This window comes from Polaromonas sp. UBA4122 (assembly GCA_002381615.1).
GTDB lineage: Bacteria > Pseudomonadota > Gammaproteobacteria > Burkholderiales > Burkholderiaceae_C > Polaromonas.
The window spans coordinates 7,856-16,784 of record DFWY01000163.1; the positions used below are offsets into that span (position 1 = coordinate 7,856).

The 8,929-nt window shown below is 57.4% G+C and carries 7 protein-coding genes and 3 pseudogenes; 7 read left to right on the forward strand and 3 right to left on the reverse strand.

Translation table 11 applies throughout. The features are described from left to right. The 5 genes and pseudogenes from B3F77_RS19510 to B3F77_RS19530 form a co-directional block, all read left to right on the forward strand. Positions 1 to 213 (forward strand): annotated as a pseudogene (locus tag B3F77_RS19510) (hypothetical protein); the annotation flags it as partial. Continuing rightward, on the forward strand, positions 213 to 1,208 hold the full coding sequence (gene pdxA, locus B3F77_RS19515) for a 4-hydroxythreonine-4-phosphate dehydrogenase PdxA (protein ID WP_293606560.1): 996 nt from the start codon (positions 213 to 215) through the stop codon (positions 1,206 to 1,208). The pseudogene B3F77_RS19510 and the gene pdxA, both read left to right, overlap by 1 nt. A 116-nt stretch (positions 1,209 to 1,324) precedes the next feature. Further along, positions 1,325 to 2,119, forward strand: a complete 795-nt coding sequence (locus tag B3F77_RS19520) for a DeoR/GlpR family DNA-binding transcription regulator (RefSeq protein ID WP_293606561.1) — start codon at positions 1,325 to 1,327, stop codon at positions 2,117 to 2,119. Between the two features lie 94 nt (positions 2,120 to 2,213). Beyond that, positions 2,214 to 2,288 (forward strand): annotated as a pseudogene (locus B3F77_RS19525) (IS6 family transposase); the annotation flags it as partial. Between the two features lie 380 nt (positions 2,289 to 2,668). Next, positions 2,669 to 2,788, forward strand: a pseudogene (locus B3F77_RS19530) (IS6 family transposase); the annotation flags it as partial. A 186-nt stretch (positions 2,789 to 2,974) separates the two neighbouring features. Here B3F77_RS19530 and aceF read toward each other — a convergent pair. Together aceF and mdeB are read right to left on the reverse strand one after the other, a co-directional pair. After that, complete coding sequence (gene aceF / locus B3F77_RS19535; RefSeq protein WP_293606566.1) at positions 2,975 to 4,381, reverse strand: dihydrolipoyllysine-residue acetyltransferase; 1,407 nt, start codon at positions 4,379 to 4,381, stop codon at positions 2,975 to 2,977. 37 nt (positions 4,382 to 4,418) lie between these two features. Further along, the gene (mdeB, locus tag B3F77_RS19540) at positions 4,419 to 7,061 is read right to left on the reverse strand and encodes an alpha-ketoglutarate dehydrogenase (RefSeq protein WP_414703054.1); all 2,643 of its coding nucleotides are present in this window, start codon (positions 7,059 to 7,061) and stop codon (positions 4,419 to 4,421) included. A 133-nt stretch (positions 7,062 to 7,194) separates the two neighbouring features. Here mdeB and B3F77_RS19545 point away from each other — a divergent pair, with 133 nt between their 5' ends. Beyond that, positions 7,195 to 7,656 carry an Lrp/AsnC family transcriptional regulator gene (locus B3F77_RS19545; RefSeq protein ID WP_293606563.1) on the forward strand — a complete coding sequence of 154 codons (462 nt, stop codon included), beginning with the start codon at positions 7,195 to 7,197 and terminating at the stop codon, positions 7,654 to 7,656. A 62-nt stretch (positions 7,657 to 7,718) separates the two neighbouring features. Here B3F77_RS19545 and B3F77_RS19550 read toward each other — a convergent pair whose 3' ends face one another. After that, complete coding sequence (locus B3F77_RS19550; RefSeq protein WP_293606564.1) at positions 7,719 to 8,114, reverse strand: hypothetical protein; 396 nt, start codon at positions 8,112 to 8,114, stop codon at positions 7,719 to 7,721. Between the two features lie 152 nt (positions 8,115 to 8,266). Between B3F77_RS19550 and B3F77_RS19555 the strand changes: the two genes are divergently transcribed. Further along, a partial coding sequence (locus tag B3F77_RS19555; RefSeq protein WP_293606565.1) for a transposase occupies positions 8,267 to 8,929 on the forward strand: 663 nt, incomplete at its 3' end.

Consider the following 8,929-nt stretch of genomic DNA (forward strand, 5'->3'; position numbering starts at 1 on the left):
CTCATCGGTGAAATCGAGCCAGGGGTGCCGCTTTCCGTTGCGGCTGGAATCAAGCCCATTCCTGTCATCACAAAGGCGGGCGCCTTTGGTTCTCGTGAAACGCTTTTTCGCTGTTATGAAACGCTACGGCAGGCAAGAGTCGGATCCACTTGCGATACGAAGACCGGTTCATCAGACACTAGATCTACAGCACTTTACAGGAAAGCTTTTTAATGTACCTCCCTATCATTGCAATAACTATGGGCGACGCCGCTGGCATTGGCCCTGAAATCATTATGAAAAGCCTGGCGGCCAAGGATCTGTACGAGCGCTGCAGGCCGCTTGTCATTGGTGACGTCAATCGCTTGCGTGAAGCCGGGGAGATCCTCGGCAGTAGCCTGAAAGTGCATGCCATTGATAGCGTCGAGTCAGCGAATTATGAGTATGGTGTTGTGGAATGCATCGATCTTGGCTTGATTCCACCAAAATATCCATTCGGAAAATTATCTGCGCTGTGCGGTCATGCTGCTTATTGCTACATTGAACGTGCGGTACAGCTGGCCATGAAGCAGGAGATCGATGCGATCTGTACGGCGCCACTTAACAAGGAAGCATTGCACGCAGGCGGCCATATTTTCCCAGGGCATACCGAAATGTTGGCCAAGCTGACGAATACACCGGAAGTATCCATGATGTTGGTCGCGCCGAACCTACGGGTGATTCATGTCACAACGCATATCGGCTTGCTGGATGCGATCAAAAAAATCGAGCCAGGACTGGTGGAACGGACCATTGCACGCGGATACGATACCCTGGTGCGCTCGGGAATTTCAAATCCCCGCATCGGCGTGTGCGGCATTAACCCACATGCGGGAGAGAATGGCTTGTTCGGCTGTGGCGAAGAAGAGGAAAAAATCATCCCTGCAGTGCAGTCTCAGCAAGCCCTGGGACGATCAGTGGAGGGCCCTTTGCCAGCGGATACGTTGTTCTTCCGAGCGGCGCGCGGCGACTTTGATCTGGTGGTAGCCATGTACCACGATCAGGGGCACGGACCGGTTAAGGTCATGGGCTTGGAAGCCGGCGTAAATGTCACGGTTGGCTTACCGGTGATTCGTACGTCCGTTGATCATGGCACGGCATTCGACATTGCGGGAAAAGGTATCGCCGATGAACGCAGCATGCTGGAAGCGTTGCGTCAGGCGATTGGCTTGGCGATTCGTCGGGACTAGCCGGCCGGGCTACACATAAAAGGTTTCACACACGCAAATGCCACGCGGATCGTGTGGCATTTTTTCGGGCCACGCATGGTGTAAATTACGCGCATCGAATCCCAACTTCAATTCTCATGGCCATCAATAAAACCGAAAAACGACATCAAACGATTTTCCGGATCGTCTCTAACGAGGGCGCAAATGTTAAAGAACTGAGCTTGCGTTTTGGCGTTTCCGAGTCAACTATACGCCGCGATCTCGCCGAACTGGCCAATAGTGGGCGCATTGTGCGCACCTACGGTGGAGGCGCCTTGTTGCGGGAAGACCGGCGGGAGTCGTCGTTGGGCGAGCGCATACATATTCAACGCGTACAAAAAGATGCGATTGCGCGATTGGCTGCTTTGCAAATCCATGAGGGCGAAACTCTTATTCTTGATGCCGGAACGACAACGGCCGCTTTGGCAGGACAACTGCGTGGACGCCGCAAGCTTCACGTGATCACTAATAATATAGCGGCCTTAATGGCCTTAACGACGCTCTCAAACGAACCCGAAATATCCCTAACAGTGCTGGGTGGAAGTTTACGGAAAATGAGCATGGGGACGGTCGGACCGCTCGCGGAGCTTACATTGAGCAGAATGACGGCCGACAAAGTATTTCTAGGCGCCGATGGCTTGGTGGCGGGGCGTGGCTTATGCGAAGCAAATCAGGAGCAAGCCGCGCTAAAGGAGAAGATGATCGAACAGGCTTCTGAGGTTTTCGTCCTCGCAGATGCGTCCAAATTGGGGTTCGCAGGACAGCAAGCCTGGACGCCACTGGATCGCCCATGGACGCTCATAACCGACTCCGGCGCAACGTCATCGCAGTTGGCCCCATTTGAAGAACACGCAAATATTACTGTCATGGTGGCCGACAGTAATCCGAGTTAATGCAATGTTTTCGCCTGCATGTAAAGGCAATGTGCGCCTTGGGTGAGCGCCATGAAAAAGGGTGTCGCGATAAGGATAACGGACAATCTGAGCCATGCTTGATTTCCGCAAAAGTTCGCTCATTGGCGCATTGCGCAAGGTTCTCAAACGGGTCCACTATCCGCTGGAAGGGTTCTGTCGCATTGACGGTCAGATCGCGTGTTCGTTTAAGCTCAGTTGCTTTTCAAGACGGGTGTGAAACGTGATGCTGACCACCAAAGGCCCGCCGGTAAGATTCGTGTAAAAACCTGCCATAGTGGCCAAATCTTATGAAGGCAACGTCGTCTGAGTCGGCATCGCCTCTGGTGTCAGGTCTGTTGCATAGTCACCGAATCGTTTGAGCTTGCTGATGGCATAGGGGATAAATTACACGCGCAGAGGTGGTTGTCATAGGATGCCCAAATTGACTGGACCGCGAAACATAACAACGCCAAACACACTCGATCCCAGGCCGCCGATTCTGACCGAAAGGCGATGTGGCAGGTTTTTACACGAATCTTACCGGCGGGCCTTGCAGGCATCGAGATGATGCACATGATTCGAAAGCGGCAGCTCATGCTGAAGGGCGGCAACGAGATGTCTTTTGCCGACCAATTTTACCCGTTGGCAGGACAAATCCGTCCTGTCTGAGGGACCGGCATTCGTCCCAGCCCGAAGTGCGCTCGTCAGCGGCTAACGCGACACAACCAACCTCCGTCCCTACCGCAACCCTCACACCAGCTATGGTTCCGTCAGTTGCACATCCTAAGATGCGAGCCCTGCGATGCTGATGCCGGTGGCCAACAGCAACGTGTAGCTACGGTCCATGCCAAAGGATTACAACAGGACTCTACGGAAATCGCTCAGGATCTGCCCTAGATAGACGTTGAAACGCGCCGCGGCCGCGCCATCGATGACGCGGTGATCCCACGCCAGTGACAGCGGCAGCATCAGGCGCGGCTGAAATGCCTTGCCGTCCCATATCGGCTGGATGGTGGACTTGCAGACGCCCAGAATGGCCACTTCGGGCGCATTGATGATGGGGGTGAAGTAGCGTCCACCAATGCCGCCCAGGCTTGAGATGGTGAAGCACGCACCTGACATCTCAGCGGGACTGAGCTTGCCGTCGCGCGCCTTCTTGGCCAGTTCTCCCATCTCCTGCGAGATTTGCACGATGCCTTTTTTGTCGGCATCCTTGATCACTGGCACCATCAGGCCGTTGGGCGTGTCGGCGGCAAAGCCAATATGGAAATACTGCTTATAAATCAGGGCATCGCCGTCCAAGGAACTGTTGAACTCGGGGTACTTCTTGAGCGCGGCCACGCAGGCCTTGATCAGGAAGGCCAGCATGGTGACCTTGATGCCTGCGACATTTGGCCCCTTGGCGGACTTTTCGCTTTCCTTGTTGGTGGCAACGCGGAAGGCCTCCAGGTCGGTGATGTCTGCGTCGTCATGGTTGGTGACGGCCGGAATCATCACGGCGTTGCGCAGCAGGTTGGCGCCGCTGATCTTCTTGATGCGGGACAGCTCTTTGCGCTCAATGGGGCCGAACTTGGTGAAGTCGACTTTGGGCCAAGGGATGAGGCCCAGGCCTGCGCCATCGTTGCCAAGCCCTGTGCTCTTGGCATGCGCCGCCGCCAGCGTTTGCTCCGAGCCGCTCATGACGGATCGGGTGAAGCCTTGCACGTCGGTCTCGGTGATGCGACCTTTCAGTCCACTGCCCGTGACTTCATCGAGTGGCACGCCCAGTTCACGGGCGAATTTACGCACCGAGGGCGAGGCATGCGGCAGATTGTTTTGGAGAGTGGTTGGGTTATGCGCCGGCACGGCGAGCGCAGTGGCTGATGGAGCAGACGACGCTGAGGTCACACTTGCCGTGCTGGCCCGTGCGCTCACGCTGACATTTGCTACGGAATTAATAGCTGCCCGCTCCGTAACAACGGGGTCTACAGACTGTTTATTCTCCACGGCAGGCGCGGCAGGCGCGGCAGCCGCCGCAACCGCATCAGCGACTTCCAGCATCAGCAGTGGCGAGCCCTCCTTGACCTTGTCACCGAGTGCAACTTTGACTTCCTTGACCACGCCAGAGTGGCTGGAGGGGATTTCCATGGAGGCTTTGTCGCTCTCCACCGTGATCAGGCTTTGCTCCGCCTTCACGGTGTCGCCAACCTTCACCATCAGTTCGATCACCGCCACTTCGGCCAAGTCACCGATGTCCGGCACTTTGATTTCGATTACAGACAGGCGAGTCTCCTTGTTCTAGTTCTAGTTCTAGTTCTTTTTAGACGCGGGCCAACTGCTTCAGCGCCGCCTGCACAATGCTCGCCGCATCCACCGCGAAAAAGGCGCGCAAGGCCGCACGCGTGTCACTGCGGCCAAAACCATCCGTCCCCAGGGTGACGTATTTGCGACCCTCGGGCAGATAGGCACGCACACTCTCCGGCACGGCGCGGACATAGTCAGTGGCGGCAATGATGGGGCCGCCACTGGACGCCAGCTGCTGCGCAATGAAGGCGCTCTCATTGGCTGAACTGTTGGCCGCACCGTCGCGTGCCAGCTCGCTCCAACTTGTCACGCTAAACACGTCCACATCCACACCCTGGCTGGCCAGCAGCTGCGCGGCCTTGATGACTTCGGTCAGAATCGCACCGGAGCCCAGCAAGGTAGCGCGTGCAGGCGTTTTGACACCCTTGCCACCGTCACCATTGCGCGGGTAGCTATTGAATTTATAGCATCCACGAATCACATCGGACGCCGCGCCTGCCGGCAAACTCGGCTGGGCGTAGTTCTCGTTCATCATCGTGACATAGTAGAAACAGTCTTTTTGATCCACCAGCATCTCGCGCATGCCATGGTCGATGATGACGGCCAGTTCGCCTGCAAACGCCGGGTCATAGGCTTTGCAGTTGGGGATGGTGGCTGCCATCAGGTGACTGGTGCCATCCTGGTGCTGCAGCCCTTCGCCGCCCAGCGTGGTGCGCCCCGAGGTGGCGCCCAGCAGGAAGCCGCGTGCGCGCTGATCGGCGGCGGCCCAGATCTGGTCACCCACGCGTTGAAAGCCAAACATCGAGTAGTAAATATAGAACGGCAGCATGGCCAGGCCATGCACGCTGTAGCTGGTGCTGGCCGCCGTCCAGCTGGCCAGCGCGCCAGCCTCGGAAATGCCCTCTTCCAGAATCTGGCCGTCCATGGCTTCGCGGTAGCTCAGTACCGAGCCGATGTCTTCCGGCGCATAGCGCTGGCCCACGCTGGAGTAAATGCCAACCTGCTTGAACAGATTGGCCATGCCAAAAGTGCGCGCTTCATCGGCCACGATCGGCACGATGCGTTGGCCCAGGGTTTTGTCCTTGAGCAGGTTGCCCAACATGCGCACAAAGGCCATGGTGGTGCTCATCTCTTTGCCTTCGGCCGCGAGGGCGAACTGGGCGTAGCTCGTGATCTCTGGCACTGGCACCTGCTCGCAGGTCGTGTAGCGCTTGGGCAGGTAGCCGCCCAATTTCTGACGTTGCGCATGCAGATACTGCATCTCGGGGCTGGCGGCTGGCGGCTGGTAGAAGCTCAGCGACGTAACTTGCTCATCCGTCAGTGGCAACTGGAAGCGATTGCGAAACGCGATCAAGTCGGTCTCGTCAAACTTCTTCTGGCTGTGCGTGGTCATCTTGCCCTGACCGGCGCTGCCCATGCCGTAACCCTTCTTGGTGTGCGCCAGGATCACGGTGGGCTGGCCCTTGTGCTTGGCGGCGGCGGCATAGGCGGCGTAAATCTTCACCATGTCATGGCCGCCACGTTTGAGGCGGTCAATCTGCTCATCCGTCATGCCCTGGGCCAATTGCGCCAAGGCCTCGTTCTGGTCAAAGAAGTGTTCCCGGTTATAGCGCCCGTCCTTGGCCGCAAAGGTCTGCATCTGGCCGTCCACGGTGTTGGAAAACACTTTGGCCAGGGCACCCGTCACATCCCGGGCAAAGAGGCCATCCCAGTCGCTGCCCCACACCAGCTTGATGACATTCCAGCCAGCGCCCGCAAAGAGCTGTTCCAGCTCGTCGATGATGCGGCCGTTGCCGCGCACCGGGCCATCCAGGCGCTGCAGGTTGCAGTTGACCACCCACACCAGGTTGTCCAGCTTTTCTCGCGCGGCCAGGGTCAGTGCGCTCATGCTTTCGGGCTCGTCCATCTCGCCGTCGCCAAACACGCCCCACACCTTGCGACCCGAACAATCCAGCAACTGGCGGTGCGTCAGGTAACGCATGAAGCGCGCATGGTAGATCGAGCTGATGGGGCCGATCCCCATGGAGCCGGTGGGGAACTGCCAGAAGTCAGGCATCAGGTAGGGGTGCGGGTAACTGCACAGACCGCGCGCGCCTTCTCCCGTGGTGGCAGCCGGCGCCGTCAACTCCTGGCGGTAGTAGCTCAAATCCTCGACATTCAGGCGCCCTTCCAGATAAGCCCGTGCATAGACGCCGGGCGAGCTGTGCGGCTGGAAAAACACCAGGTCGCCCAGATGTTGGCGCCCTGGCTCATCGCAGCGGGCGTGGAAGAAATGGTTGTAACCCGTCTCGAACAAATCGGCCGCACTGGCGTAGCTGGCAATGTGGCCACCCAGTTCGCCATAGGCTTCATTGGCGCGCACCACCATCGCCAGCGCGTTCCAGCGCACCAGCGAGGACAGGCGCTCTTCCATGGCCAAGTCACCCGGGAAGGCCGGCTGGCGATCCACCGGAATGGTGTTCACGTAGGGCGTGCCGCGGGCTGGCTGCCAGGCGATTTTGGGGTCGCGGGCCATTGCATCGAGCATGTCCAGAATCTGCCGCGTGCGCTCTGGGCCCGAAGTTTGCAACAAGGACATGAGCGCATCGCGCCATTCGGTGCTTTCCCGGGGGTCAGAATCGATGGGCTCAATAGGTGGAGTGATGGCGGGTTGCTGCATGGGAAGACTCATTCCAAAGGTGTCAATCGATGTACTACTGTAGAAAGAAACTGACAGAATTTGTAGCTTGAATAGCTAAAATATCGGTCATCTACCGGCATATCGTGCGGTAAATTAAAGGTTTTTAAGCACTATGGGACTCGACAGCATTGACCTCAAAATACTGAACGAACTACAGGCCGACGCAAGCCTGTCGAACGTCGAACTTGCGCGGCGTGTCCACCTCTCGCCCTCGCCTTGCCTGGCGCGCGTCCGCGCGCTAGAGGAGCAAGGCTTGATACGACAGTACGTGGCTCTCCTTGATGCAGAGAAATTGGGCTTACACCTGAATGTCTTCATTTCAATCAGCCTTAAGCAGCAGAGCCGCAAGGCATTGCAGGCGTTTGAAGAACGCATTTGTATGCGGGAAGAGGTCATGGAGTGCTATCTGATGACCGGGGAGGAGGACTACCTGCTGCGCGTGGCCATCGCGGACATGCCGGCGCTTGAGCGCTTTATCCTCGAGCAACTGTCGCCTATTGCGCAGGTCGAGAAAATACGCTCCAGTTTTGCTCTAAAACAAGTTAGATACAAGACGGCCCTGCCACTTGGCTGAAAGGCGTGGCAATTGATTCGCAAGGGGCAGATGGACTGCCGAGTTGGCCAAGCCCGTCATCCTCAATCAGCGACTCCGCGCGCGGCAATCTCCGCATTCATTTCCTCGATAGACACTACCTTTTTGGGCTCGCCAAACATTCCTTTGAGTTCGGTTACGTCCATGTCGCGCCGGACGTCGGCCGTCTTGATTGGCGCGAGCGTAATGGAAACTTGAAGATCACCCCACACTACCGAACTCAAGCGCACGGCTTCAGCGTCAAATTCCTGTCCGTCATCCCCACCAATGCGGATCCTTAGACTGTACGGCGGGCGCTTTGGGGTCCATCCAGAGTTGTCATCGCTGAATGCGACAACTTCGTGTTCCTCCGGCAAGGCTTTCGTCAAAATCCAGCCGATGAGAGAAGAGTCAAACACGTTTGCGATTACGGTGACGATCATCTTCTCGTTGTCAATCAATACCCGGAACTTTTTAGTCGGCCCTGCAAAACACCGTCAGCCCGCATGAATGCTAGCTTTTCAGGGTAAACGCGGTAGAGTGAATCTCTCAGGAACTGGAGAATATCGATTCAGAAACTGAGAGTTTTGACGATATTCTGAAGGGCTAGCCAATGACCGACGACTTCTTTCGCAGCCGGCTCGAACAGATGATCGACAACAACCATCCACTGGCGGTTTTGGCATCACGACTGCCTTGGGAAAAGATGGAAGCTGGCGTGGCGCCGCAGTTTGACCACAAAGAGCGACCTCTCCAACAAAGCGAAGACGCACCAGACCTGGCCGGACCCGTTGTCAGAGTCAGCGGCGGCAAAGCCAGCAATGCCGGTCGCCCCAGACTCTCGATGCGCCTGATGATTGCGCTGACCCTACTCAAGAACAGTTTCGATCTCAGCGACGAAGAACTGGTGCAGCGCTTTGCCGAGAACGTCTACTGGCAGCACTTTGCAGGCTTCGAGTACTTTGACCCCCGCCCGCCCTGTGACGCTACCCAGATCGGACGCTTTCGTACGACACTGGGCGAGGCCGGCCTGGAAGAGCTGCTCAGCGCCACCATCCACACCGCAGTGGATGTCGGGGCCGTCAAGAAAAGCGAGTTCAAGCGCGTCATCGTTGACACCACGGTCCAGGAAAAATCCATCGCCCATCCGGTGGACAGCCGCCTGTTGGAGATTGCCCGGCGCAAAGTGGTGGCTGCGGCCAAGCGCTGTGGCATTGGCCTCAAACAAACCTTCGCCGCCGAAGGCAAGACCTTGCAACGCCAGGCGGGTGGCTAC